Origin of the sequence: Dyella sp. EPa41, assembly GCF_016586165.1 — a bacterium.
Lineage (GTDB): Bacteria > Pseudomonadota > Gammaproteobacteria > Xanthomonadales > Rhodanobacteraceae > Dyella.
The window spans coordinates 1-25,029 of record NZ_BCPR01000027.1 but is presented as its reverse complement, the minus strand read 5'-3'; the positions used below and the strand labels follow the sequence as shown (position 1 = coordinate 25,029).

Here is a 25,029-nt window from a genome sequence, read left to right as displayed (position 1 = left end):
GGGCGTCAGCCGGATGCGGGGCCGGCCGGAAAGAGCAAGGCAAAGCGCGTCATGCCCTGATGTTCGCTGCGCGCCATCACGTCGCCGTCGTGAAGTTCCATGATGCTCTTGACGATGGACAGGCCCAGTCCCGTGGAGTGGGCCGAATCGCTGCGCGAGCGGTCGACCCGGTAGAAACGATCGAACAGGTGCTCCATGTGCTCCGGCGGAATGCCGGCGCCGGGGTTTTCCACGCTGACCTCCACGCCTCGGTTCGTCTCGCGGGCGGACAAGTGGACGGTGCCCCCGGCCGGCGTGTAGCGCAGCGCATTGGAGAGCAGGTTGCTGACCGCGCGGCGGAACAGCTCGCGGTCGGCGTAGACGCTGGCGTCCGCCGTGACCTGCACGGCGACGCCGGCTTCGGATGACAATCCTTCGAAATAGTCCGCGATGCGCCGCAGCTCTTCGCCGGCGTCGATGACCACCCGCTGCAACGCGAACTGGGGACTGTCGGCACGCGCCAGGAACAGCACGCTTTCAATAGTGCGGCTGACCCTGTCGCACTCCTCGATGTTGGAGCCCAGCAGTGCCTGGTATTCCGCCACGCTGCGCGGGCGGGTGAGGGCGACCTCGTTGGCGCCGCGCAGGTTGCCGATAGGGGTGCGCAGGTCGTGCGCGAGATCCACGGTGAACTGCCACACGCGGGTAAAACCGTCCTCGATGCGGGCCAGCATGGCATTCAATGCGGCGCCGAGTGCCTCGAGTTCGGCGGGCACCTCGCCAGCCGGCATGCGCGTGCTCAGGCGATGCGCGGTCACCGCCGCCGCACTGTCGGCCATGGCATGCAAGGGGCGCAGCGCGCGCCGCACGAGCACGTAGCTGAGCAGTACGGCGACCAGCATGCCCGCCGCAAGCGCCGCGATGGTGTCGCGTCGATAGCGCGAGAGCAGCAGGGCGCGATCCGCGAGCGATCGCGCCACCACGATGGTGACGGTCGAACCATCGCCGGGGCGCCCGATGGCGGATACGCCGCGGACCTCATGGTCGTCGGCGTCGCGCCAGGACTGCACGTCGCTGGCCACGATGCGCCGAGCCACGGGCACGGCGCTTGTCGATGCGAGCGGGACCCGGGAGGGATTGCGCTCGACCAGCACGTGGCCGGCATCGTCCTCGATGCGCAGCGCATTGTTCGTGTCACCCAGGACGCCGATGATCAGGCGATCCTTATGCGCGGCGACGTCGGGAGGCGAGTCCAGTTCGGCCACCAGCCGCCGCAAGTGGCGCGTCGCCAGCACGAGGTTGGTGTCGTCCTGCTCATGGATGCGCCGGGCGGCCGCTTCGAACAGCAGGAAGCCGACCGCGCTGAAGCACGTCACCGTGATCACCACGAAGGTGATGGCCAGCCGGGCGCTGAGCGACAGGCGTGCCATCAGGTGTCCTCGCGCTCCTCGTCGAGCACGTAGCCCATCCCGCGCACAGTGTGGATCAGCTTGAGCTGGTGGCCGTCGTCGATCTTCACGCGCAGCCGGCGGATGGCCACCTCCACCACGTTGGTGTCGCTGTCGAAATTCATGTCCCACACATAGGAGGCGATCTGGGTGCGGCTGAGTACTTCACCGCGACGCCGCGCCAGCAGCTGCAGGAGCGAGAACTCGCGTGGCGTGAGGTCGATGCGCTGGCCACCGCGGCGAACGCGCCGGCGCACGGCGTCGATCTCCAGGTCGCCGATGTGCATGTGCTCGATGTCGCGCGGCGGGCCGCGGCGGAGCAGGGTGCGGATACGGGCGAGCAACTCGACGAAGGCGAACGGCTTCACCAGGTAATCGTCGCCACCCAGTTCCAGTCCCTTCACGCGTTCTTCCAGCTCGTCCATCGCGGTGAGCAGCAGCACCGGCGTGTCCTTCCTGGCGCGCAGCCGCGTCAGCACGGCCCAGCCGTCGATGCCGGGCAGCATGACGTCCAGCACGACGAGGTCGTAGTCGTCCTCCAGCGCCAGGTGCAGGCCGTCGATGCCATTGGCCGCGACATCCACGGTAAAGCCGGATTCCTCGAGCCCCTTCTTGAGGTACTCGCCGGCCTTCTTTTCGTCTTCGATCACAAGCAGACGCATGGACGTTCTCGCGTTGGCTTGTGGCCATCATACGTGGGGAGCCACCCCCATCGCGATTACAAAATTGTCAGGTGGCCGTCAGGGGTGGGCAAGCGCCCCGATCCTAGCCTTGGGCATGTCGCGGCCCGGGTGGCCGATGCCGAGGGTTGACCATGTGGATCGTCCGTCTGGCGCTACGGCGCCCCTATACCTTCATCGTGCTGGCCCTGCTGCTGGCCGTCATCGGGCCGCTGATGGTATTGCGCACGCCCACCGACATCTTTCCGAACATCAACATCCCGGTGCTCAGCATCGTGTGGTCGTACAACGGCTTTTCCGCCGATGACATGGCCAATCGCATCACCACGCCCTACGAGCGCGCGCTCACCTCGGACGTGGACAACATCGAACACGTCGAGTCGCAGTCGCTCAACGGCGTGGCGGTGATCAAGGTGTATTTCCATCCCGGCGCGGACATCAATCGGGCCATCGCCGAAGCGTCATCCAACGCGCAATCGATCCTGCGCGTGCTGCCGCCGGGCACGCTGCCGCCGCTGGTCATTTCCTATAACGCCTCGACGGTGCCGATCCTGCAGCTCGCCCTGTCCAGCCAGTCGCTGCCCGAGCAGCAGCTGTACGACCTGGGCAACAACTTCATCCGTACGCAGCTGGCCACCGTGCAGGGGGCGGCGATCCCGCTGCCGTTCGGCGGCAAGGTGCGCCAGGTGATGGTGGACCTGGATGCGCAGGCCATGCAGGCGCACGGCCTGTCGCCGCTGGACGTGGTGAATGCGGTGAACGCGCAGAACCTGATCCTGCCCGGCGGCACCGCCAAGATCGGCGCGCTCGAATACAACGTCAATCTCAACGGCAGCCCGTCCAGCGTGGACGAGCTCAACCTTCTTCCGGTGAAATCGACGCCGGGCGGCGTGGTGTACCTGCGCGACGTGGCCCAGGTGCGCGATGGCTTCGCCCCGCAGACCAACATCGTGCGCGTCGACGGCACGCGCTCGGCGCTGCTGCAGGTGGAGAAGAGCGGCGACGCCTCGACGCTGGACATCATCGGCCAGGTGAAGGCCATGCTGCCGCGCATCGTGGCGGGCTTGCCGAAGGCGCTGGCGGTGAAGCCCGTCTCCGACCAGTCGGTGTTCGTCAGCTCCGCCGTGGACGGGGTGATCCGCGAAGGCGTGATCGCAGCCGCGCTTACCGCGCTGATGATCCTGCTCTTCCTCGGCAGCTGGCGCTCGACGCTGATCATTGCCATCACCATCCCGCTGTCGGTGATGAGCTCGCTGATCGCGCTCTCCGCGCTGGGGCAGACCATCAACATCATGACGCTGGGCGGGCTGGCGCTGGCGGTGGGCATCCTGGTGGACGACGCCACCGTGGCCATCGAGGCAATCAGCCATCACCGGGACATGGGCAAGCCGCTGATGGATGCGATCGTCGACGCCTCCTCGCAGATCGCCTTGCCGACGCTGGTCTCGACGTTGTCCATCTGCATCGTGTTCCTGCCAATGTTCCTGCTCTCGGGTGTGGCCCGTTACCTGTTCGTGCCGCTGGCCGAGGCGGTCGTGTTCGCCATGCTGGCTTCGTACGTGCTCTCCCGCACGCTGATCCCCACGCTGGCGATGTACCTGCTGCGCGGCGAGCGCGCGGCGTCCGGCACTCGTGGCCGCTGGGGTGCGCTCCGCCGTTTCCAGCAACGCTTTGAACAGGGCTTCGAACGGTTCCACGGCCGTTACCAGGCCACCCTGTCTGCCGCCATCGCCAGTCCGCGTCGCGTTGCGCTCGGCTTCGCGCTGGTGTGTGGTGCCTCGCTGCTGCTGGTTCCGGTGCTGGGCCGGGATTTCTTCCCCACCTCCGACACCGGCGAAATCCGCCTGCACATGCGCGTGCGTACCGGCACCCGCATCGAACAGACGGCCCGGCTTGTCGACCTGGTGGAGCAACGCATCCGCACGGTGATTCCGCCGTCGACGCTGGGCAGCATCCTCGACAACATCGGCCTGCCCGTGAGCGGCATCAACATCACCTACGACTCGTCGTTGCCGGTGGGTTCGGCCGATGCGGACATCCTGGTGACCTTGAAGCCCGGGCACGGCGCCACGGCCACTTATGTCGAAGCCCTGCGCGAGCAGCTCAATCGCGAATTCCCCGGCGTGACGTTTGCCTTCCTGCCCGCCGACATCATCAGCCAGACCCTGGACTTCGGCCTGCCGTCGCCCATCGATGTGCAGGTGGTGGGCAAGGACCAGGTCGCCAACCGGCGGATTGCCGAACAGTTGCTGGCATCGTTCCGCCATGTGCAGGGCCTGGTCGATCCGCGCATCCAGCAGCCGGACGACGCGCCGTCGATCAACATCGACGTGGACCGCACGAAGGCGATCCAGGCCGGTTTCCAGCAGCGCACGATCGCCCAGAACCTGCTCATCGCGCTGTCGGGCAGCTCGCAGACCTCCCCCAATTTCTGGCTGAACCCGAAGAACGGCGTGAGCTACCCGCTGACCACGGAAGCCCCGCAGTACACCATCGATTCGTTGCAGTCGCTGGGCAACATCCCGTTGACCAACGGCAACCAGCAAGGCGTGAGGGGGAAGGGTGCGACGGTGCCGATCCTCGCGTCGCTGAGCACGCTCTCGCGCGGCTCGCAGGACGCGGTGGTGTCGCATTACAACGTGCAGCCGGTGATCGACGTGTTCGCCGGGGTGCAGGGGCGCGACCTGGGCGCGGTCGCCGCCGACGTGGACACGCTGGTCGCGCAGGCGCGTGCGCACCTGCCGCCGGGTTCGAGCCTGGTCGTGCGAGGCGAGGTGCAGACCATGCAGTCGTCCTTCCAGGGCTTGTTGCTCGGCCTCGCCTTCGCGGTGCTGCTGGTGTACGCGCTGATGGTGGTGAACTTCCAGTCGTGGACGGATCCGCTGGTGATCATCAGCGGCCTGCCGGGGGCGATCTCGGGCATGGCGTGGGTGCTGTTCGTCACGCGCACCACCATCAGCGTGCCTGCCCTGACCGGCGCCATCATGTGCATCGGCATCGCCACCGCCAACAGCATCCTGGTGGTGAGCTTCGCGCGCGATCGCATCCAGGAAGGCGCGGCGCCCATGCAGGCCGCGTTCGACGCCGGCAGCACGCGCTTCCGCCCGGTGCTGATGACCGCGTTGGCCATGCTCATCGGCATGCTGCCGATGGCGTTGGGCCTGGGTGATGGCGGCGAGCAGAACGCGCCGCTCGGTCGCGCGGTCATCGGTGGCCTGCTGTTCGGCACGGTCGCCACGCTGGTTTTCGTTCCCGTGGTGTTTGCCGCCGTGCATGGCTGGCTGCGCCGCCGCGAAGGCAACGCCGTGCCGGCGCTACCCGGTCCGACCCCATCGACACCTTGAGGAAGCACGCCCATGTCCATGCTCGTTCCCATCAAGCCAGCGGCTGCACCGAAGCGCCTGCTGGTCGTTTCTGCCATCGCGGCGGCGCTGGCCTTGTCCATCGGCGGTATCCCGCGGCTCGCCGCGCACGGCACGGTGGCCCGCCAGACCGATGCGCTGGCCGTGCCCACCGTGGCGGTGGTGACGCCGGCCAGGGCGCCGGCCGAGCAGATGCTCGTGTTGCCCGGTGACGTGGAAGCCTTCCAGGAGGCAAACATCTACGCGCGCACCAGCGGCTATCTGCATCGCTGGTACAGCGACATCGGCACCCGCGTGAAGCGCGGCGACCTGCTCGCCGACATCGATGCGCCCGAACTCGATGCCGAGCTTGCGCAGGCCAGGTCGGATGCGGCGACGGCGTCGGCCAACTACGACATCGCCAGGGTCACCGCCGCGCGCTGGCAGGAGATGCTCAAGGACGACGCCGTTTCCCGCCAGTCCAGCGAAGAGAACGTGAGCACCATGAAGGCCAAGCAGGCCATGCTCGCGGCCGCCCAGGCAAACGTTAGCCGCCTCGCGCAGCTGCAATCGTTCGAAAAGGTGACCGCGCCGTTCGATGGCGTGATCACCGTGCGCAATGTCGATACGGGCGCGCTGATCGACGCGGGCAATGGCGGGACGCCCGCCGCGTTGTTCCGCCTGGCCGAGACCGACCGGCTGCGTGTGTTCGTCGATGTGCCGCAGGACCAGGCCGCCGACGTCGTCGCCGGCGCCAAGGCGAACCTGGCGCTGCCGCAATACCCCGGGCGCCGCTTCATCGGTACGGTGGCGCGTACGTCCGGTGCGATCGATGCGGGCAGCCGCACGCTGCGCGTGGAGGTCGACCTGGACAACCCGGATGGCGCGGTGCTGCCTGGCGCGTATGCCCAGGTGAGCCTGCCGCTGTCGGCCGCGCAGCCGGGTCTGTCGCTGCCTGCCAACGCGCTGCTGTTCCGGCCCGCGGGGGTGCAGGTGGCCGTCGTGGATGCCAGGGGCGCGGTGCAGTTGCGCACCGTCACCTTGGGGCGTGATTTCGGTGCACGCGTGGAGATCCGTTCCGGTTTGCAGGGCGATGAGCGCGTGATCGTGAACCCGGGCGACGCCGTCAGCGCGGGCCAGGTCGTGCGCATCAATGCCAGTCCGGCGAACGCCTGAGGAGACCCGATCATGAAACCTCGCATGACCTCATCCCTTGGCGCGGCCGCGATGGCGGCGTTGCTTGGCGGCTTGCTCGCCGGCTGCACGCCCGGGCCTGCCTATGTCCGTCCCGCGGTGGCCGTGCCTGGCCAGTTCAAGGAGGCATCGCGTGCGGCGCCGGGGTGGCAACCCGCGCAACCAGGCGACGATATTGATCGTGGGACATGGTGGAAATTGTTCGGCGACACGACGCTGGACGATCTGGAAGGCAAGGTTGACGTCGGCAACCAGACCATCGCCAGGAGCGTGGCGAATCTCGCGCAGGCCAAGGCGCTGGTCGGCACGGCGCGCTCGGCCTATTGGCCGACCGTCACCGCCGGGCTGGGCGCCGATCGCGATCACACCTCGCAGAACGTGGTGGGCCGGTCGCTGGCCGGCAAGACCGTGTCCGACTTCAACGCGGGGCTCACGGTGTCATGGGAGCCTGACCTGTTTGGACGCATCGGCTACCAGGTGAAGGCCGCGCAGGCACGTTACCAGGCGAGCGAAGCCGACCTGGCCTCGGTGCGCCTGGCCATGCAGGCGGAACTCGCCATCGATTACATCGACCTGCGCGAACTCGATGCGGAAGCCGCGCTTCTGCAGCAGACCGTGGCGGACTACGCCCGCGCCAGGTCGCTGGTGAATACGCGGTACCAGGGTGGCATCGCGTCCGAGTCGGACCTGCAGCAGGCACAGGCGCAATGGCAAGTGGCGCAGGCCAAGTTGATCGATCTCGGCGAAAGCCGGGCACAACACGAACACGCCATTGCCGTGCTGATCGGCGTCCCTCCGGCCCAGCTCAGCCTGCCGGTGGACACGCAGCCGCTGGCCTTGCCCCGGGTTCCGGCGGGCGTTCCATCCACCTTGCTGCAGCGCCGCCCGGATATCGCCGCGGCGGAGCGTCGCGTGGCGGCGGCCAACGCCGATGTGGGCGAGGCGACGTCGGCGTTCTTTCCGGACCTGTTGCTGTCGGCCAGCGGCGGCCTGGAAGCTTCGAAGCTGGCCCAGTTCGCCATGTTGCCCAGCCGCTTCTGGGCGATCGGCCCGGCACTCGTCGGCACCTTGTTCGACGGCGGGCGCCGCAAACAGGAACTTGCCGGGGCGAACGCCAGCCACGATGCGGCCGCCGCCGACTATCGGCAGACCGTGCTCACCGCTTTCCAGGACGTGGAAGACAACCTCGCCTCGCTGGCGGTGCTGGGTGACGAATCGGTCGCGCAGCAGCATGCGGTGGATGCCGCTGCCCGCGCGGCCCAGCTGGCTTTGACGCGCTACCGGGACGGGGCGGCGGACTACCTGGAAGTGGTGTCCACGCAGAGCGTGGACCTCGCGCAGTCGCAGAATCTGCTGGAGCTTTCGCGCCGCCGGCTGGAAGCCGACGTGCGCCTGATCAAGGCGTTGGGCGGTGGCTGGCCGGGCGTCGACGCGGGGCCGGCGTCTCCCCATGAGGCCGTGGCGCTGGCGGCGCATTAAACCGCTTGCGGCCAGGATGCATCCAAGCCAGGTCGAGCCGGTTCGCAAGGGGCGAACCGGCCGTGCCAGGGGAGATCCGCATGCGGTTGGCATTCACCAGGTCGTCGTTCCTGTTTTGCGTCGCCTTGGCGGGCGCGATGTCGCTCGCTGCCGACAAGGCCCGGGCCGATGCGCAATCCGCGCCCGTCCAGGTGATGGTGATAGGCCTCTTCCACCTGTCCAATCCTGGCCACGATCTTCACAACATGAAGGTGGACGATGTGCTGGCGCCCAAACGCCAGGCGGAACTGGCGGCCATCACCGATGCCCTGGCGCGCTTCAAGCCCGGCAAGGTGGCTGTCGAATGGCCACGCGAGACGGTCGACGAGCGCTATCCCCGTTATCTGGCCGGAACCTTGCCGCCATCGCGCAACGAAGTCGTGCAGCTCGGTTTTCGCCTCGCCGGGACGGCTCATGCCAGGGTGTATGGCATCGATGTCGATGGCGATTTTCCCTATGAGCCGGTGAAGGCCTATGCCGACGCGCATGGGCTTTCCAGCCAGCTCGATGCCGAGGGCGCGAAGATCGATCGCCAGATGGCCGAGCAGCAGCGCCTGCTCGCCGGGCAGGGTCTCTCCGCGGCGTTGCGGCGCGTCAACGAGCCGGCCCTGATCGAGGAGGGCAACTCGTTCTATCGCACCGCGCTGCGCATCGGCTCGGGCAACGAGCAGCCGGGCGCCGAGCTGCTCGCGGCCTGGTATCGCCGCAACTTCCTCATTTGCGCGAACCTGCTGCAACTGGCGGAGCCGGGCGACCATATCGTGGTCTTCTATGGCAGCGGCCACGCCTTCCTGCTGCGGCAGTGCGTGCGCGAAACCCCCGGCTTCCAGCTGGTGGAGCCGAACGACTACCTGCCTCGCTGATGCCTCCGTGCGAAGGCGGCGCACGATGTTGCGCCGTCGCCATGCGCGCCCGCCATCATCGCGGACCCGTGCCTAACGGCACTGGTGTCCCCCGTGGGCATGCCGCTTCCATGGAGAGTGCATCCGACACGAGCATGGCTGCGCCTGTTGATCGCAGCGGGGAGCGTGCGTGTCGGGCACCTGCGTAGCTAACTGCCATTTGGCCTTTGCGAGATTCCTGATGAAGCGAGATTTGCCTGTTTGTGGTCGTGCCGCCCGGGTGGGGCGTGGTGCCGCCTGGTTTGCGGCCGTGTTTGCGCTCGGCATGGTCATGTCGCCGCTGGCCATGGCCGCCGAAGGCAAGGATGCCAAGCCCGCCGCCGAGGCGGAAAAGAAGTCCGAAGCCGAGCTGCCGCCGCTGCCGGCGGACAAGACCATCAAGCAGAGCGTGCGCGTGGGTGGCCGCACGGTGTCCTATGAGGCAACCGTGGGCACCATTCCGGTGCGCGACGCCAAGGGCAAGAAGATCGCCGATGTGGTCTATACCGCCTACGTGGTGCCCGGCAACGATCCGCATCGTCCGGTGACGTTCGCCTTCAACGGCGGCCCGGGCGCTTCGTCGGTGTACCTCAACATGGGCGCGATCGGTCCCAAGCGCATCCAGTTCGGCGTGGACGGCGACGCGCCGTCCGATGCCGCCGTGACCAAGGACAACCCCAACACCTGGCTCGACATGAGCGACCTGGTGTTCATCGATCCGGTCGGCACCGGCTTCTCGCGTTCGCTGGAAGACGAAGACAAGACCAAGAAGGATTTCTACTCGACCGAGGCGGACATCAAATACCTCTCGCGCGTGGTGTACGACTGGCTGGTGAAGCACGGCCGCCTGCGCGCGCCCAAGTACGTGATGGGCGAGAGCTACGGCGGCTACCGCGCGCCGCGCATCGCCTATGAACTGCAGACCCGCATGGGCGTGGGCGTGAACGGCCTGGTGATGGTGTCGCCGTACCTCGATCCGGCCGCCATCGGCGATGGCGACGCGCTGTCGCCGTTGCCGTGGATGATCAACCTGCCGTCGATGACGGCGGCGCATCTGGAGGCCCAGGGCAAGCTCTCGCCGGCCGCGATGACGGACGTCGAGAACTACGTGCGCACCCAGTTCGTCACCGACTTCCTGGCGGGACGCTCGGACCCGGGCGCGATCAGCCGCATGGTGCAGAAGGTGTCCGCTTATACCGGCCTCGATCCCTCGGTGGTCTCCAAGCTGGACGGCCGTGTCGACATCGGCACCTACCTGCGCGAGATCCATCGTTCCGAGAAGAAGATCGGCAGCGTGTACGACTCCAACGTCACCGCGTTCGATCCGTTCCCGGGTTCGGCGCGCCGCCAGTCGGGCGACCCGATCCTCGATGCGCTGCTGGCGCCGACCACCAGCGCGATGGTGGATTTCGTGACGCGCGAAGTGGGCTGGAAGACGGACGCGCATTACGAGGCGCTGTCCTACACGGTCAACAACGCGTGGGATCGCGGCGAGACCGACGACAAGCCGGTGGCGGACCTGCGCAAGGCCATCGGCAACGATCCGAACATGAAGGTGTTGATCGTGCACGGCTACAACGACCTGTCGTGCCCGTTCTTCACCTCGCGCCTGATCATCGACCAGATGCCGACCTTCGGCCAGCAGCAGCGCGTGAAGCTGTCGGTGTATCCGGGCGGCCACATGTTCTACAGCCGTGACGGCAGTGCGTCCTCGTTCAAGGCAGACGCGGCCCAGCTCTACGGCGCGAAGTAATCGGCAAAACAAGAGGCCCGGGCGCTGCAGGCGTCCGGGCCTTCTTTTTGCGCGGCGGTTTACTGCTTGAGGTCGTCCGGCGGCCGCACCAGGTAACCCATCGACCTCAGCGTGGCGAGGTAGCCGGTGGGGGACATCACCTGTTCCATCGTCAGCACGGCGACCGTGCGCCGGTTGCGCGTGAGCGCGGCGTCCGCCTCCCTGACCCAGGCCGCATCGATGCGCTGCGGCAGGTCGGTCACGTTGAGTTGATGCTCGAAATCGCCGTTGATCGCGCTCACCACGCACGGCTCGCGGTTTTCCTGCATGAGGTTGCGCAGCGTGGTGGAGTCGCCGGTGGCCCACGCGTTGGCGCGGCGGGTGAGCATGGGCATGTCGTGTTCGATCATCTGCATCGTCTCGTCCAGGCAGGCGATGCCTTGCTGCTGGTCGCTGTCCGCGCCGCCGGTGCGCTTGGGCACCTTGTGGATCACCAGTTCATAGCGCACGGGCACCTGCCGGGCGCCATGCCTGCGCGCCAGTTTCTCGACCATGTCTTCCACGTCGATGTCGGCCGTCAGGCCGTTCGCGCTGAGAGCCTTGGTGAACAGCTGTTCGGCGACGATGATCGGGCGCTGGTACTCATAGGCATCGTCATCGTGCAGATACTGATGCCGCAGGTCCCGCCAGCGCGCATACATGTCGGCCGGCAGGAGGCGCTGCAGCGTCGCGCCGCCGGGATTGAGCCGTGCCGACGGCTGCAGTGCAAGGCGGGAGAACAGGCTGGGCGGCATCTTCAGGCGCGCCGAAGGCGCTTCGAGCAGCTCGCTCGATTTCCCCAGGGCCTGTTCAAGCTGGGTCCACTGCCAGGTGGCGTACTTCGGCAGCGGCGATATGGTTCCCAGGACCCAGAGCACGTGATCGCCCTTGCGAACCTCCCACAGCGCCGGCCCGGGCTGGTCGCCGCGGACGGTGACCGCCTGCAGGTCGACGGGCTTGGCGGGTGGCTGCGTGGTGGCGGGCGCGGTCGGGGGCTCTTGCGCCAGGGCGCTGGCCGTCATGAGCAGGGTGCCCAGGCACAAGGCTAATTTCGTGGGCATCCGTCGGCTCCACTGGGGGCAGGGCGGCAGGCAGGGGCTTGCCGGGTTGGGTGTGAAGATTGAACACCACCCGGCACCCCGGCGCCACAGGCGGCGGTCAGGGGCCTACTGGACCGCCGCGATGGCCTCAAAGCTCGCGCATCACCATCAACCGCACTTCGGTCATGTCTTCGATGGCACACCGCACGCCTTCGCGGCCGATGCCGGAAAGCTTGATGCCGCCGTAGGGCATGTTGTCCACGCGGAAACTGGGCACGTCGTTGACGATCACGCCGCCTTGTTCCAGCTCGTTCCAGGCACGCATCGCATGGGCGAGGCTGTCGGTGAAGATGCCGGCCTGCAAGCCGTAGTCCGAATCGTTGACCATCGCCACGACGTCGTCGAAGCGCTTGAACGGCGCGAGCAGGGCGAACGGGCCGAACACTTCCTGGCGATGCACCTTGGCGCTGGTGGGCACGCCTTCCATCAAGGTCGCTTCCAGCATCGCGCCGCTGCGCTTGCCGCCGCACAGCACCTTGCCGCCGGCCTTGCGTGCTTCCTCGATCCAGCCATGCAGGCGCTCCGCAGCGGCCTCGTCGATCATCGGGCCGAGGAAGGTGTCCTTCTTCTTCGGATCGCCTGCCTTCAGCTTCTTCACGGCAGCGACGAGCTTTTTCTTCAGCTCGTCGTAGATGTCCTTGTGCGCATAGATGCGCTGCACGCTGATGCAGCTCTGGCCCGACTGGTAGAACGCGCCGAACACCAGGCGATCGATCACGCGGTCCAGCTGCGGGCCCTGGTCGGCGTCGATGACGCACGCGGCGTTGCCGCCCAGCTCCAGCGTCACCTTCTTGTGGCCGGCCCGCGTCTTGAGATCCCAGCCGATCTGGCTGCCGGTGAACGAGAGCAGCTTGAAGCGCGGGTCTTCCACCAGCGGATTGGCGTGCTTGCCGTCCAGCGTCAGTACCGAGAACGCGCCCTTGGGCAGGTCGGTCTCGGCCAGCACTTCGCCAATGATCAGGGCGCCGATCGGCGTGCGTTCGGCGGGCTTGAGCACGAACGGGCAGCCCGCCGCGATGGCCGGGGCCACCTTGTGGGCGACAAGGTTGAGGGGAAAGTTGAACGGCGTGATGAACGACACCGGCCCCAGCGGCACGCGCTTGGTGTAGCCGTGATAGCCGTCCAGACGCTTGGCGAGTTCCAGGTTGATGGTTTCGCCATTGACGCGCACCGCCTCTTCGGCGGCGATGCGGAAGGTTTCGATGAGTCGCGTCACCTCGCCGTCGGAATCCTTGATCGGCTTGCCGGCTTCCACGCACAGTGCATAAGCCAGCTCCTCGCGGCGCTCGGCAAAACGCTGCGCGCAATGCTGCAGCACCTGCTGGCGGGCCCACGGCTTGAAGTCGCGCATCGGTTCCGCCGCTTTCACGGCGGCGGCGATCGCCTTCTCGGTGGCCTTGGCGTCGGGCACGGCCACGCGCGTGGCGACCTTGCCGCTGTACTTGTCCAGCACATCCATCGTTTCCTTCGAGGTCTGCGGCTGGTTGGCGAGGTAGTACGGATAGCTTTTGGCGAGCATGGAAACTCCAGGCGATCAGGCGGCGCTGGGCCGCTGGATTTTTGCGTTGGGGATGTGGTGATTGGCCTGGCGGCCAATGGGCGGATGCGTGCCGGCGTCGAGCGCGCGCCGCGGCCCGGGCATGGATTCATCGTCGCGCGGCGGGCGTGGCGCGAGGCCGGGCTGCATGCGAAGCGTGCGGTACGCGCCTTCGGCTTCCCACGCGTTCGCGAACCCTGCCGCTGCCTTCATGCTGCGCTCCCGTGATCGGAACGAAAAGGATGAGGCATGGATCGTTCACATGGTGTGAGCCGCGGGAGCCTCAAGCACGCGACGGCGGCGGACGCGTCGGCAGGCAGCCTGCAGTCGCGCACGGAGGCGCGCACAGCGCGCTCATTTGCGGTCTTTGGGCTCGCCGGACGCCGCATGCGGGCCCGCCACAAGCCGTAGTTCTCCGTCGGCCAGGCGACCTGTCAGCTGCGCTCCTTCAGCTACGCCACGCACCGAGCGCAGGACCTTGCCCTGCTCATCGAACAAGATCGCGTAACCGCGTTCCAGCGTGGCGAGAGGACTCACGGCATGCAGGGCGCGTCCCGCCTGTCGCAAGGTCAGTCGTTCGCGTTCGAGCCGGCGTTCCACCGACTGGCGCAGGCGTTGCGACAGCTCCGCGAGTCGACGACGCAACAGCAGCAGGCGCAGGCGCGGGTGCTGGGCAATCAGGCGTGCGTGGGCGCGCTCCAGTGCCACGCGGCGCATGCGCGCCTGTTCGCGCTGCACGCCGAGCAACCGGCGCTCGAGGTTGAGCAGGCGCTCTCGATCACGCGCGAGCCGCGCCTGGGGCCGTTGTGCCTGCAGGCGCGCATACAGGTGGTCCACCCGTTGGATGCGTGCCTGCAGCTTGCGCTGCTCCAGCACGGTGAGGCGCTGCGCCAGCTGTTCCAGGTGCCGTCGCATCGGCGCCGCATCGGGCACCAGCAGTTCGGCCGCTGCCGACGGCGTGGGTGCGCGCAGGTCGGCCACGAAGTCGGCGATGCTGAAATCGATCTCGTGACCCACGGCGGACACCACCGGCACCGCGCTGGCATGGATCGCGCGCGCCACCTGCTCGTCGTTGAAGGCCCACAGGTCTTCCAGCGAGCCGCCGCCGCGGGTGAGCAGCAACACGTCGTAGCGGCCGCTGGCCGATGCCTTGCGCAGCATGGCGGTGATGGCCGGCGGCGCCTCGCGACCCTGCACAGGTACGGGCAATACGTCCACTTCGGCCAGCGGCCAGCGTCGCGACATCACGCTGAGCACGTCGCGTATCGCCGCGCCGGTTGCCGACGTGATCACGCCGATCCGTCGCGCGTAGCGGGGCAGGGCCCGTTTTCGCGCAGGGTCGAACAGGCCTTCGGCGTCGAGTCGGGCCTTGAGCTGCTCGAACTCGCGTTGCAGGGCGCCTTCGCCGGCCGGCTCCATGTGCTCGGCGACCAGCTGGAATTCCCCGCGAGGTTCGTACAGCCCCACCCGGGCCCGCACCAGCACGTGCATGCCGTCGGCAGGCCGGAACTTCAGCCAGCCGCTCTTGGGGCGAAACATGGCGCAGCGCACCTGGGCGCCGGCATCCTTGAGGGTGAAGTAGAGGTGCCCTGATGCCGGGCGAGCCACGTTGGACAGCTCGCCTTCGATCCATATCAGCGGCAGGGCGTCCTCCAGCAGATCCCGCACCAGCCGGTTGAGCGAACTGGGCGTGAGGATCTGCCGGGGCGGCGAGCCGCCGGGGTCGTGGCTGTGGTCGTCGGGCGAGCGCATGAACGCGGGAGCCTAGCACGACCGGCCGGCGATGAATGCTTGGATTACATCCGCTTGCCGGACCAAGCATAGTCAGGCCTTGAGGCAAAGCCCCCAGCTTTATGATTTATATGGATTATTCGACCGATGAATCGTCGAGGTCCAGCGGGTTGGAGCGCAGGCGCCTGCGGACGCGCCAAGCCCGCACGCCGAAGTTCAGCGCGAGCCAGGCAGCCACGACGCCGATGGGCCAGCCAATGACGGCGGGCCAGAAAAAGCCCAGTACAGCCAGCAGCGTCAGCACCAGCGTGCCCAGCAGCAGCGGCCCGGTGGCGGTGTCGCCGAGCACGCGGCGATCCGTCAGGGCGGCGCCCACGGTGTTGGCGATGCGCAGGGCGCCGGCGGCTGCCCGCCCCGAGCTTCCGCCCACGTGGCGAAACCGCGTCTGCGGCTGGCGAACCTTGCTTTGCACGTGATCCTTGTGGGGCCGCCATCGCCGCGGGGCGAGCACGATCTCCGTGGCATGTTCCAGGTCGAGCTCGTATTGCTCGGCCAGTTGCCGCGCGAAACCGGCGTCCTCGACGGCCACGTCGATCTCGCGGTTGCCAAGCCAACTGGCGATGTTGAGGTTGGACGAGCCCACGCGCGCCCAGAGGCCGTCCGCCACTGCCGTCTTGGCGTGCAGCATCGAACCGTTCCATTCGAACACGCGGATGCCCGCCTTGAGCAACGGCCGATAGCCCGAGCGCGACATGCCGGCCACCAGCGGTATGTCGCTGCTGCCCGGCACCAGCAGGCGCACGTCCACGCCATCGCGCGCCGCCGACGCCAGGGCCTGCACGTAGGGCGCGATGCCGATGAAATACGCATCGGTAAGCCAGAGCGTCCGCCGGGCCATGGCGGCAATGAGCTGGTCCAGTCGATACATGCCCGCCGTCGAGGGCTGCGTGGCGATCACGCGCAGCGCCACCGAGCCCGCCGGCTCCTGTATCGCGGACGGTTCCGGAAACGGTGGCAGCGGCGCTCCGATGCTTGCCCAGCTTTCGGCGAAGGCGTGTTCCAGTTCCGCGACGGCCGGGCCGCGCAGGCTGACGCCGGTATCGCGCCACGGCTCCACGCCGCGGCGCAGATCACCCAGCCACTTCTGGCTGATGCACACGCCGGAAAGAAATCCAACCACGCCGTCGACCACCAGCAGCTTGCGATGGTCGCGGCTGATCCAGCCGAACGGCTGCCCGAGTTGCGGTGGATTGAAGGCGCGCACTTTGCCGCCCGCTGCGCGCAGACGACGCCAGAAGCCGTCGCGCGATTGCCCCTTGCAGCCCAGCCAGTCGTACACCACGGCCACCTGCACGCCGCGCTCGGCGCATTCCACCAAGGCGTCGCGAAACGATCGGCCCACTTCGTCGTCACGGATGATGTAGTTCTCCAGCAGCACCCGGTGGCGTGCGCTGCGGATGGCGTCGAGCCAGGCGTCGAAGTGGGCGGCGGCATCGATCAGCAGTTCGACGGCGTTGCCGCCGAGCAAGGGTGCGCCGGCGGCCCGGCTCAGAGCCTGTTCGGCCAGCAGTCGGGCGGGTGCCGCCGCGAGCTTTGGATTCATGAAAAAACCTGCTCCCTGTCTCTGCTCAGCCCGCGTTGACCATACGCGCCCCTCCGGGCCGGGTCTGCTTGCCCGCATGCCGGCGTCATCGCACGGGTTATGTATCGACATACATGCCCTCGTTCTTCCTTGGCCTGCGCGCAAACAGCTCCCGACGCGGGCTCTGCAGAGATAGGGAGCAGGCTCCAAGAGTAGGGCATGCCACCGGGCTTTCTTCAACCCGCGTTCACCCGATGCATGTCACCAATACGCGCCCGTGACGGGCCGGTGTTGTCCCCATGAACCTTCTGTCATGCTCATTCCATGGCGCCTGAGCAATGTTTTGCCGACATCGACAGCTGTGCCCATCACATTGCCGAGCGGCTGGGAGCCGACTTGCGCGTCGCGGCGCCGTTGGGCCTGGGCAAGCCCCATGGCCTGCTCAATGCGCTTTACCGGCTGACTAAGGCGGACACCTCGCGTTCGCTGTCGCTCTATACCGCGCTCTCCCTGACGCGTCCCCGGCCTGCGCCCGGCCTTGAGGCGCGTTTTCTCGGCCCGTTCGTGGAGCGTCATTTCGGCGCGGACGCCGTCGATCCGGAATACGCGGTCGACCAGGCGCGCAACGCCTTGCCTTCGAACGTGGCGGTGCACGAGTTCTACATGCAGTCCGGCGCCTTGCTGCATTCGGGCAGCGCGCAGCGCAACTACATCAGCCAGAACTACACGCATGTCGCGCGCGATCTGGCGGTGCAGGACATCAACCTGCTGGTGCAACTGGTGGCGCGGCGCGAGACACCCGATGGCGTGCGCTACAGCCTGTCGAGCAATCCGGACCTTACGCTGGATTTCATCGAGCAGGTCGTGCAGTCGGGCAAGCCGCGCCCGTTGTGCGTGGCCGTCGTGCATCCCGGCATGCCCTACGTGAGCGGGCATGCCGAAGTGGCGCGCGACTATTTCGACATCGAGCTTCGCACTGCCACGTCGCCGCCGTTGTTTGCCGTGCCAAGGCAGCCGCTTGACGTCGTGGAGTACGCGCTGGGCATGCACGCGAGCGCGCTGGTGCGCGACGGCGGTTGCCTGCAGATCGGCATCGGTGCGCTTTCGGACGCGCTGGTGCACGCGCTGCGTTGGCGGCAACAGGACAACACGCAATGGCGCCGCGCGCTGGTGGCGCTGGATCCGCGCGGCGGCACGCATGCGCTGGCGGCCCGCATGGGCGGCCTCGCGCCGTTTCGCACGGGGCTCTACGGCGCGAGCGAAATGGTGATGGATGGCTTCATGCACCTGCAGCAAGCCGGCATCCTCAAGCGGCGCGCATGGGACAACATGGCGCTGGAACGCGCGGCGGCCAGCGGCAGGCTTTCGCCCGAGACGCCCGGTGGCCATTACCTGCGTGGCGCTTTCTTCCTCGGCTCCAGGGCCTTGTACGACTGGGTGGCGTCGCTTGAGGCCGAAGACGCCGACGCGCTGGACATGTGCCGCGTCTCCAACGTCAACCAGCTGTACGGCGACCACCAGGCGCTGGCTTCGCTGCAGCGGCGCGGCGCCCGCTTCTTCAACACCTGCATGATGGCGACCTTGCTCGGTTCGGCCGTGTCAGACGGACTGGAGAATGGCGAGGTGGTCAGCGGCGTGGGCGGCCAGTACAACTTCGTGGCGATGGCCCACGAGTTGCCGGATGGCCGTTCGGTGCTGCTGCTGCGCTCCACGCGGCAAGGCCGCGGTGGGGTGGAGACGAATATCCGCTGGAACTACGGCCACACCACCATTGCGCGCCATCTTCGCGACCTGTTCGTCACCGAGTACGGCGTGGCGGATCTTCGCGGCAAGACCGACAGCGAATGCATCGAAGCCATGCTGGCCATTTCGGATGCGCGCTTCATCGACGCGCTGTGCGCGGAAGCCAAGGCGCATGGCAAGCTTTCCGCCGATTTCCAGGTGCCGGAGCGGTGGCGCAACAATCGGCCGGAGTTCCTGCGCGAGGCGCTGTCGCCCTGGCAAGCCAAGGGGACGCTGGTACCCTTTCCCTTCGGCAGCGATTTCACCGAGGTCGAACAGCAGTTGTTGGCGGCGCTCTCCTGGCTGAAGTTGCGCCAGGGCAGCTGGCGCGGACGGCTCGATATCGTGGGCGCGGCAATGAAGCCGGGGGCGCCGGTGACGGGCGAGGCCGAAGCCGTGGCGCGCATGGGCCTGGACAGGCCCGCCACGATGGGTGATCGCGCGTGGCGGCTCGTGCTGAGGGGCGCGTTGCGCAGGACGGGGATTGCCATCGAACCGGCCGAGGCTGCCCCAGGGACGGATGCGACAGGGGGCGGATGACGATGCAGAAGGGCAGCTGTCACTGTGGGCGCGTCACCTTCGAGGTCGAAGGCGAGCCCTCCCATGTCATCGAGTGCAATTGCACCCACTGCAGCCGCAAGGGCTTTCTGCTGTGGTTCGTGCCGCGCGGGCAGTTTCATCTGCGGGCAGGGGAAGACGCCCTGTCCAGCTACCGGTTCAACCGGCACATGATCGACCATCGCTTCTGCATGCAATGCGGCTGCCAGCCGTTCGCCTACGGCAGGCACCCCAAGACGGGGGACGAGATGGTGGCGGTCAACGCGCGTTGCCTGGAAGGCATCGACCTGGCGTCGGTGGAGCGCCAGTCGTTCGATGGCCTGCACCTGATGTGAAAGCGCACCGGGAAGCGCGCGGCGTGCGCTTCCCGGTGACGGCGTCAGCTCATCAGCAGTGACTGGCCGAGTTCGCGCAGGGCGGGCAGGTTGACCACATGCAGGCCGTGGCGATCCAGCGTGATGAGATCGCGCTGGCGGAAGCGGCCCAGCAGGCGGCTTACCGTTTCGGTGGTCAGGCGCAGGTGGTTGCCGATATCCGCGCGCGACATCGGCAGCGGCAGGTAATCGGCCGACAGGCCCAGCATGGCGCGACGGTCGCGCAGGTCGACCACGAACGCCGCGAAGCGCTCTTCGGCGAGGTAGTTGCCGCCGCTCAGCTGCAGGCGCGAAATGCGATGGCTCGCGGCATTCATGAGATGCCACGGCACCTCGGGCTGCTCCATGGCGACCTGGCGCACGGCCGAATACGGGAAACGGCAGAATTGGGTCTTGCCGAGAGCGACCACGGCGTTGTCGTGCATTTCGCGATCGATCGCGTCCAGCCCGATCATCTCGCCCGGCAGGTGGAAGGCCAGCACCTGTTCGCGACCGGACACGTCCACCGCCACCGTCTTGGCCATGCCCGACTGCACGGCGTACAGGGCGCGGAACGGCGACATCGGGCGGTAGAGGTACTCGCCGGTGCGCAGCGGTCCGATGCGTTCGGCGATGTGGCGCAAGCCGGAAAGCTCGGCCCGGTCGAAGCCGCTGGCCTGGCAGACGGAGGCGTGCCCGCAGCCTGCGCACGAAGGCGAGGGTGTCATGCGGTTGGCGCCGTCCTGGCGGGGGTATGTCTGAAGCATGTGCGTTGGCCTCCTGGATCCTTGCTCGGTGTCCGGGGTGCCATGATCCTCGCAAGCGGGGCGGGATGGGCTGTGATGCGCGTTTATGCCGCATCGCTGAACCGGGTTTGCGGCTTGCTAGGGCAGCCCTGGGCATTCGGTTATCCTTTTGCGGTTGCCGCACCCGCCCGCGGCCCAAGACATGCAGCCCAATCCATCCATGAGCGACCCGTCCTCCTCCCCCCGTTCCGCGCAACCCGCCGCCCGCCGCCCCAGCGTGGGCGTCAGGATCGGCAAGATCACGGTCGGCGGCGGTGCACCCATCGTGGTGCAGTCGATGACCAATACCGACACCGAGGATCCGTCGAGCACCGCCAGGCAGATCGCCGAGCTGGCCCGCGCGGGTTCCGAACTGGTGCGCATCACGGTGAACACGCCGGCCGCGGCGGCCGCGGTGCCGCGCATCCGCGACAAGCTGGCGATGATGGGCGTGGACGTGCCGATCATCGGCGACTTCCACTACAACGGCCATCAGTTGCTGGAAGCCGAACCCGCCTGCGCCGAGGCGCTGGCCAAGTACCGCATCAATCCGGGCAACGTGGGCTTCGGCAAGAAGAAGGACAGCCAGTTCGCCTCGATCATCGAGATGGCGCTGCGCCACGACAAGCCGGTGCGCATCGGCGCGAACTGGGGTTCGCTCGACCAGTCGATGGTCGCCATGCTGATGGACGAGAACCACAAGCGCGCCGAGCCCTGGGACGCCGCGCACGTCGCGCGCGAGGCGTTGATCCGTTCGGCGCTGGACTCGGCGATGCGCGCCGAAGAGATCGGCTTGCCGCGCGATCGCATCATCCTGTCGTGCAAGGTCTCCGGCGTGCAGGAGCTGATCGCGGTGTACCGCGATATCGCCGGACGCTGCGACTACGCGTTGCACCTGGGCTTGACCGAAGCGGGCATGGGCTCCAAGGGCATCACGGCGTCGTCGGCGGCACTGGCCGTGCTGCTGCAGGAAGGCATCGGCGACACCATCCGCATCTCGCTGACGCCTGAGCCGGGCGCCTCGCGCACCGGCGAAGTCATCGTGGCGCAGGAGCTGCTGCAGACCATGGGCCTGCGCGCATTCACGCCGCTGGTCACCGCCTGTCCGGGCTGTGGCCGCACCACCAGTGAATTCTTCCAGGAGCTGGCGCGCACGGTGCAGTCGCACGTGCGCGAGCAGATGCCGCTGTGGCGCGTGAAGTACGACGGCGTGGAGAACCTCACGCTGGCCGTGATGGGATGCGTGGTGAACGGGCCCGGCGAATCCAAGCACGCCAACATCGGCATCTCGCTGCCGGGCAACGGCGAGGCGCCGTCGGCGCCGGTATTCATCGACGGCGAGAAAGCCATGACGCTGCGCGGCGACAACATCGCCAACGAGTTCATCGGCATCCTCGACCACTACGTCGCCACCAAGTACGCCAGCCGGGCCGGCTGAGGCAAACGCATGAACGGTGGCGCGAGCGAAGCACGCATCCTCGACGCCTGGCTGGCCAATGCACAGGCGTGGGAGCACGCGGTGCGTGGCGGCGCGATCGAAAGCCGCAAGCTGGTCACCGATCGCGCCATCGTCGACGCCGTGCTGTCGCGCCAGCCTCGCAAGGTCATCGACCTCGGGTGCGGCGAAGGCTGGCTGGCGCGAAAGCTCGCCGCGAACGGCATCGACGTGCTGGGCGTGGACGCCGTGCCGTCCCTGGTCGAAGCCGCGCAGGCGCAGGGCGGCGGCGCGTTCAGGGTCATGTCCTATGAGGACGTCGCCGCAGGTGCGCTGCACCAACGCGCCGACGTGGTGGTGTGCAATTTCTCGCTGCTCGGCCACGCCTCGGTCGATGCCTTGCTCGCCGCCGTTCCCGGCCTGCTTGAACCGCAAGGCGCGCTGCTGGTCCAGACCATTCATCCGTGCGCCGCGGGCGTGGAGCCCTATCGCGATGGTTGGCGGGAGGGTTCCTGGGCCGGTTGCGGCGACGGTTTCGGCCAGCCGGCTCCCTGGTATTTCCGCACCCTGGAAGGCTGGATGGCGAGCTTCCGCCAGGCGGGATTGAGGCTCGTCGACCTCCAGGAGCCGCGCCACCCTCACACAGGCAAGCCCGCCTCCGTTATCTTCATGGCGGGGTAAGCTCGGGGGGGAGGGGAATGAACAGGCATCGCGCCGTCGCGTTTCGTGCCGTTGTCCAGAGTGGGCAGAGGCAGTGGATGCTGCCGCTGCCGTTCGATCCGATCAGCCAGTGGTCCACGCCGGCGCGCCCGCTCTGGCGATGCGGCCATGGTCATCGCGTGCGTGGCAGCCTGAATGGAAAGACCTTCAGCGCCTCGGTGGTGGAACGTGCCGGTTCCTTCTGGCTGTTGCTGGAGGATTCACTCGCCACGACCGCCGAGCTTGCCGCCGGACAGTCCGTGGATGTCCTGCTCGAGCCGGATGACGCCTGATCCATCGGCACGCGCGGCGGTCCCCCGTTCATCGCTTCGTCTGCGTGTATGCTCCGCCGGTGTGGCGATTCCGGGCGGACGCCGGAACGGGATGAGGGAGGGCCGGTGACCGTCAGGCCACAAATTCGCATCGTGTCCATTTACGTGGTGCTGGCGCTGGCATGGATCTTCCTGTCCGACCGCCTCGTGCTTTCGCTCGCCCACGACGAGCGCACGCTCGGCCTTTTGCACAGTCTGAAGGGTACGCTGTTCGTGCTGTGCACCGGCGTCCTGCTGTACTGGTTGATCGGGCGCGACATGCGGCGGCTGGATCGCCTCAACCACATGCTGCTCAACGGCAACGAGCAATCGCTGCGCGCCCTGGTGTCGGCGATGGACGTGCGCCACAAGGAGACGCGCGACCACTCCGAGCGCGTCATGCGCATGACCGTCGCCCTGGCGCGCCTGGCCGGCCTGGAGGGTGACGCGTTGCGCAACGTGCGCTTTGGCGCCTTGCTGCACGACATCGGCAAACTCGCGCTGCCCGATGCGATCCTGGTGAAGCCTGGCCCGCTCACGCCCGAGGAAATCACGGTGATGCGCACGCATCCCGTGCTGGGCCGCGACCTGCTCATGCGCACGGCCTTCCTGCGCCCCGCCATCGACATTCCCTTCGCGCATCACGAACGCTGGGACGGCACGGGATATCCGCGCGGCTTGAGCGGTGAAGAGATTCCCCTGGCGGCGCGCATCTTCAGCGTGGTCGACGTGTGGGATGCCTTGAGCTTCCCGCGCGTGTACAAGCCCGCGTGGCCCGAGGAAGACGTGCTCGACTATCTGCGCAACGCAGCGGGCGGGCAGCTCGACCCCGGCATCGTGGGGCTGTTCCTGGAGCACTATGACGACCTGAAGGCGATCGGGCTGGGACAGGCCACCGTCGACTGAGCGCCTGGCCACTGGCTACACTGCGCCGGCGCCCAGGACGGGCGCATCCAAGGGGAAACACGTGTTGCCGGATCTTTCCACGCTGCCGGCGTTTGCAGCGTATTTCGGGTTGGGTGTCCTTTTTCTCGCGATCTTCTGCACGGTGCATATCTGGCTCACGCCGCAGCGCGAGCTGGCGTTGATACGCCATGGCAACCAGGCTGCCGCGATCAGCCTGGGCGGCGCATTGCTCGGGTTCGTGGCGCCGTTGGCCAGCGCGATGGCCCACAGCGTGAGCCTGCTCGACCTGGCGCTGTGGGGGCTGGTGGCGCTGATCGTGCAATGGCTGACCCATCTGGTCGTGCGCCTGCTCATTCGCGATCTTGCCGTCCAGATCGAAGCCGACAATCGCGCGGTCGCTGGATTCGCCGCGGTGCTGGCGCTGGCCGTGGGCCTGGTGAACGCAGCGGCCATGACCTGGTGACGCGCCATGGGCGAACTCAAGAAGCCTGATGGCCCGCGCAGGCCCGGGCGGCCGGATGCCCAGTTCCGGCCGTTGCGCGACCAGCCGCAGAAGAAATCCCACGCCGTGCCTTTGCTCATGCTGGGCGGCGCCGCCCTGGTCGGATTGACCGCGCTCGGCCGCGGCCATGACGTGCAGCGCAATCGCTACGACAGCCTGGAAGAGTGCGTGCACGACTATTCCACCGGCCAATGCGAGCTGGACAACCCGGTGGGTTCCAGCGGTGGCCATGGTGTCGGACTGCGTTACTACGGGCCGTGGTATCGCAGCGACCATGCTGGTGGCGCGTCCGATCCGGGGCCGGGGCGGTCCGGTCCCCATGCGGTCGAATTCGGCACGCGTGGTGGTTTCGGCTCCAGCGGCCGCGTGTTCGCGCGGGCGAGCTGAGCATGCGTCGCCAGGCATGCACGCCGCGCGCCGACTGGCAGGCGCGGCTCGAAGCGCAGGGTTTCGATTTCCACACGATCGATGGCCAGCCTTATTGGCGCGAGGACGCCTGCTATGTCTTCGATGCCCGGGAGATCGATGAGATCGAGGCGGCCACCAACGAACTGCATGCCCTGTGCATGGAAGCCGTGGATCGCGTGGTGCGCGCAGGCCGTTACGACGGCCTCGGCCTGGATGCCCGCGCTGCCGCGCTGGTCGAGCGCAGCTGGCGGGACCGCGAGCCGGCGCTCTATGGCCGGATGGATCTCGTCTACGACGGCGGCGCGCCGCCACGCCTGCTCGAGTACAACGCCGACACGCCGACAGCGCTGTTCGAGGCTTCGGTCGCCCAGTGGTACTGGCTGCAGGATGTCGCGCCCGAGGCCGATCAGTTCAACGCGATCCACGAAGCGTTGGTCGAGCGCTGGCGGATGTTGCCGCCTTCCTCGCACATGCATTTCGCCGCGTGCTACGACAGCTCGGAGGATGCGCTTACCACCGATTACCTGA

The 25,029-nt window shown here is 67.5% G+C and carries 22 protein-coding genes; 14 read left to right on the top strand and 8 right to left on the bottom strand.

All coding sequences use genetic code 11. The annotated features are described in order from the left end of the window. Window positions 1-5: 5 nt before the first annotated feature. Together JMF82_RS10640 and JMF82_RS10635 are read right to left on the bottom strand one after the other, a co-directional pair. Window positions 6-1,409 (bottom strand): heavy metal sensor histidine kinase, encoded by a 1,404-nt coding sequence (locus JMF82_RS10640; protein ID WP_201314499.1) that lies wholly within the window; start codon window positions 1,407-1,409, stop codon window positions 6-8. Further along, window positions 1,409-2,089 (bottom strand): heavy metal response regulator transcription factor, encoded by a 681-nt coding sequence (locus JMF82_RS10635; protein WP_201314498.1) that lies wholly within the window; start codon window positions 2,087-2,089, stop codon window positions 1,409-1,411. Before JMF82_RS10635 ends, JMF82_RS10640 begins: the two co-directional genes overlap by 1 nt. A gap of 152 nt (window positions 2,090-2,241) precedes the next feature. Between JMF82_RS10635 and JMF82_RS10630 the strand changes: the two genes are divergently transcribed. The 5 genes from JMF82_RS10630 (at window position 2,242) to JMF82_RS10610 (ending at window position 10,794) form a co-directional block, all read left to right on the top strand. Continuing rightward, window positions 2,242-5,451: an efflux RND transporter permease subunit gene (locus JMF82_RS10630; protein ID WP_201314497.1), complete on the top strand. Its 3,210-nt coding sequence runs from the start codon at window positions 2,242-2,244 to the stop codon at window positions 5,449-5,451. Window positions 5,452-5,463: 12 nt separating this feature from the next. Beyond that, window positions 5,464-6,624 (top strand): efflux RND transporter periplasmic adaptor subunit, encoded by a 1,161-nt coding sequence (locus JMF82_RS10625; RefSeq protein ID WP_201314496.1) that lies wholly within the window; start codon window positions 5,464-5,466, stop codon window positions 6,622-6,624. 24 nt (window positions 6,625-6,648) lie between these two features. Next, a complete protein-coding gene (locus JMF82_RS10620) occupies window positions 6,649-8,121 on the top strand; it encodes an efflux transporter outer membrane subunit (protein WP_201314495.1) in 1,473 nt (490 codons plus the stop codon). 80 nt (window positions 8,122-8,201) lie between these two features. Beyond that, window positions 8,202-9,023 (top strand): DUF5694 domain-containing protein, encoded by an 822-nt coding sequence (locus JMF82_RS10615; RefSeq protein ID WP_201314494.1) that lies wholly within the window; start codon window positions 8,202-8,204, stop codon window positions 9,021-9,023. Window positions 9,024-9,243: 220 nt separating this feature from the next. After that, on the top strand, window positions 9,244-10,794 hold the full coding sequence (locus tag JMF82_RS10610) for a peptidase S10 (RefSeq protein ID WP_236585408.1): 1,551 nt from the start codon (window positions 9,244-9,246) through the stop codon (window positions 10,792-10,794). Window positions 10,795-10,853: 59 nt separating this feature from the next. On the opposite strand, the gene JMF82_RS10605 is transcribed toward JMF82_RS10610, so the two are convergent. The 5 genes from JMF82_RS10605 to JMF82_RS10585 all read right to left on the bottom strand — a co-directional run bounded on the left by JMF82_RS10605 (window position 10,854) and on the right by JMF82_RS10585 (window position 16,783). Next, window positions 10,854-11,873, bottom strand: a complete 1,020-nt coding sequence (locus JMF82_RS10605) for a TraB/GumN family protein (RefSeq protein ID WP_201314493.1) — start codon at window positions 11,871-11,873, stop codon at window positions 10,854-10,856. A gap of 127 nt (window positions 11,874-12,000) precedes the next feature. Next, window positions 12,001-13,431, bottom strand: coding sequence for an aldehyde dehydrogenase family protein (locus tag JMF82_RS10600; protein ID WP_201314492.1), 1,431 nt, complete (start codon window positions 13,429-13,431; stop codon window positions 12,001-12,003). Between the two features lie 15 nt (window positions 13,432-13,446). Then, a complete protein-coding gene (locus JMF82_RS10595) occupies window positions 13,447-13,662 on the bottom strand; it encodes a hypothetical protein (protein WP_201314491.1) in 216 nt (71 codons plus the stop codon). Between the two features lie 141 nt (window positions 13,663-13,803). Beyond that, window positions 13,804-15,201 carry an exodeoxyribonuclease VII large subunit gene (xseA, locus tag JMF82_RS10590; RefSeq protein WP_201314490.1) on the bottom strand — a complete coding sequence of 466 codons (1,398 nt, stop codon included), beginning with the start codon at window positions 15,199-15,201 and terminating at the stop codon, window positions 13,804-13,806. A gap of 115 nt (window positions 15,202-15,316) precedes the next feature. Further along, window positions 15,317-16,783 (bottom strand): phospholipase D-like domain-containing protein, encoded by a 1,467-nt coding sequence (locus JMF82_RS10585; RefSeq protein WP_201314489.1) that lies wholly within the window; start codon window positions 16,781-16,783, stop codon window positions 15,317-15,319. Between the two features lie 303 nt (window positions 16,784-17,086). Here JMF82_RS10585 and JMF82_RS10580 point away from each other — a divergent pair, with 303 nt between their 5' ends. After that, complete coding sequence (locus tag JMF82_RS10580) at window positions 17,087-19,084, top strand: acetyl-CoA hydrolase/transferase C-terminal domain-containing protein (protein WP_201314488.1); 1,998 nt, start codon at window positions 17,087-17,089, stop codon at window positions 19,082-19,084. Further along, complete coding sequence (locus tag JMF82_RS10575) at window positions 19,081-19,437, top strand: GFA family protein (protein WP_201314487.1); 357 nt, start codon at window positions 19,081-19,083, stop codon at window positions 19,435-19,437. The genes JMF82_RS10580 and JMF82_RS10575 overlap by 4 nt, the downstream gene beginning before the upstream one ends. 44 nt (window positions 19,438-19,481) lie before the next feature. On the opposite strand, the gene JMF82_RS10570 is transcribed toward JMF82_RS10575, so the two are convergent. Continuing rightward, on the bottom strand, window positions 19,482-20,222 hold the full coding sequence (locus tag JMF82_RS10570; protein WP_201314486.1) for a helix-turn-helix domain-containing protein: 741 nt from the start codon (window positions 20,220-20,222) through the stop codon (window positions 19,482-19,484). Window positions 20,223-20,421: 199 nt separating this feature from the next. On the opposite strand from JMF82_RS10570, the gene ispG reads away from it, so the two are divergent. The 7 genes from ispG to JMF82_RS10535 all read left to right on the top strand — a co-directional run. Further along, entirely contained in the window at window positions 20,422-21,678 is a 1,257-nt protein-coding gene (gene ispG / locus JMF82_RS10565) for a flavodoxin-dependent (E)-4-hydroxy-3-methylbut-2-enyl-diphosphate synthase (protein WP_201314485.1), read from the top strand. 9 nt (window positions 21,679-21,687) lie between these two features. Continuing rightward, window positions 21,688-22,356 (top strand): methyltransferase domain-containing protein, encoded by a 669-nt coding sequence (locus JMF82_RS10560; protein WP_201314484.1) that lies wholly within the window; start codon window positions 21,688-21,690, stop codon window positions 22,354-22,356. A 17-nt stretch (window positions 22,357-22,373) separates the two neighbouring features. Next, the gene (locus JMF82_RS10555; protein WP_201314483.1) at window positions 22,374-22,667 is read left to right on the top strand and encodes a DUF1905 domain-containing protein; all 294 of its coding nucleotides are present in this window, start codon (window positions 22,374-22,376) and stop codon (window positions 22,665-22,667) included. Between the two features lie 132 nt (window positions 22,668-22,799). After that, a complete protein-coding gene (locus JMF82_RS10550) occupies window positions 22,800-23,591 on the top strand; it encodes an HD-GYP domain-containing protein (RefSeq protein ID WP_236585407.1) in 792 nt (263 codons plus the stop codon). Window positions 23,592-23,652: 61 nt separating this feature from the next. Then, entirely contained in the window at window positions 23,653-24,054 is a 402-nt protein-coding gene (locus tag JMF82_RS10545) for a DUF350 domain-containing protein (RefSeq protein WP_201314481.1), read from the top strand. 6 nt (window positions 24,055-24,060) lie between these two features. After that, complete coding sequence (locus tag JMF82_RS10540) at window positions 24,061-24,480, top strand: hypothetical protein (protein WP_201314480.1); 420 nt, start codon at window positions 24,061-24,063, stop codon at window positions 24,478-24,480. A gap of 2 nt (window positions 24,481-24,482) precedes the next feature. After that, window positions 24,483-25,029 (top strand): glutathionylspermidine synthase family protein (locus tag JMF82_RS10535; RefSeq protein WP_201314479.1); only part of this gene is annotated, 547 nt, incomplete at its 3' end.

Bases quoted from the DNA above. Each gene is read 5' to 3' on its own strand.
- JMF82_RS10635 (WP_201314498.1), bottom strand. From the start codon at position 2,089: ATGCGTCTGCTTGTGATCGAAGACGAAAAGAAGGCCGGCGAGTACCTC.
- JMF82_RS10605 (WP_201314493.1), bottom strand. From the start codon at position 11,873: ATGCCCACGAAATTAGCCTTGTGCCTGGGCACCCTGCTCATGACGGCC.
- JMF82_RS10625 (WP_201314496.1), top strand. From the start codon at position 5,464: ATGTCCATGCTCGTTCCCATCAAGCCAGCGGCTGCACCGAAGCGCCTG.
- ispG (WP_201314485.1), top strand. From the start codon at position 20,422: ATGAGCGACCCGTCCTCCTCCCCCCGTTCCGCGCAACCCGCCGCCCGC.
- JMF82_RS10575 (WP_201314487.1), top strand. From the start codon at position 19,081: ATGACGATGCAGAAGGGCAGCTGTCACTGTGGGCGCGTCACCTTCGAG.
- JMF82_RS10560 (WP_201314484.1), top strand. From the start codon at position 21,688: ATGAACGGTGGCGCGAGCGAAGCACGCATCCTCGACGCCTGGCTGGCC.
- JMF82_RS10640 (WP_201314499.1), bottom strand. From the start codon at position 1,409: ATGGCACGCCTGTCGCTCAGCGCCCGGCTGGCCATCACCTTCGTGGTG.
- JMF82_RS10615 (WP_201314494.1), top strand. From the start codon at position 8,202: ATGCGGTTGGCATTCACCAGGTCGTCGTTCCTGTTTTGCGTCGCCTTG.
- JMF82_RS10600 (WP_201314492.1), bottom strand. From the start codon at position 13,431: ATGCTCGCCAAAAGCTATCCGTACTACCTCGCCAACCAGCCGCAGACC.
- JMF82_RS10585 (WP_201314489.1), bottom strand. From the start codon at position 16,783: ATGAATCCAAAGCTCGCGGCGGCACCCGCCCGACTGCTGGCCGAACAG.
- JMF82_RS10570 (WP_201314486.1), bottom strand. From the start codon at position 20,222: ATGCTTCAGACATACCCCCGCCAGGACGGCGCCAACCGCATGACACCC.
- JMF82_RS10620 (WP_201314495.1), top strand. From the start codon at position 6,649: ATGACCTCATCCCTTGGCGCGGCCGCGATGGCGGCGTTGCTTGGCGGC.
- JMF82_RS10630 (WP_201314497.1), top strand. From the start codon at position 2,242: ATGTGGATCGTCCGTCTGGCGCTACGGCGCCCCTATACCTTCATCGTG.
- JMF82_RS10580 (WP_201314488.1), top strand. From the start codon at position 17,087: ATGGCGCCTGAGCAATGTTTTGCCGACATCGACAGCTGTGCCCATCAC.
- JMF82_RS10595 (WP_201314491.1), bottom strand. From the start codon at position 13,662: ATGAAGGCAGCGGCAGGGTTCGCGAACGCGTGGGAAGCCGAAGGCGCG.
- JMF82_RS10610 (WP_236585408.1), top strand. From the start codon at position 9,244: ATGAAGCGAGATTTGCCTGTTTGTGGTCGTGCCGCCCGGGTGGGGCGT.
- JMF82_RS10540 (WP_201314480.1), top strand. From the start codon at position 24,061: ATGGGCGAACTCAAGAAGCCTGATGGCCCGCGCAGGCCCGGGCGGCCG.
- xseA (WP_201314490.1), bottom strand. From the start codon at position 15,201: ATGCGCTCGCCCGACGACCACAGCCACGACCCCGGCGGCTCGCCGCCC.
- JMF82_RS10555 (WP_201314483.1), top strand. From the start codon at position 22,374: ATGAACAGGCATCGCGCCGTCGCGTTTCGTGCCGTTGTCCAGAGTGGG.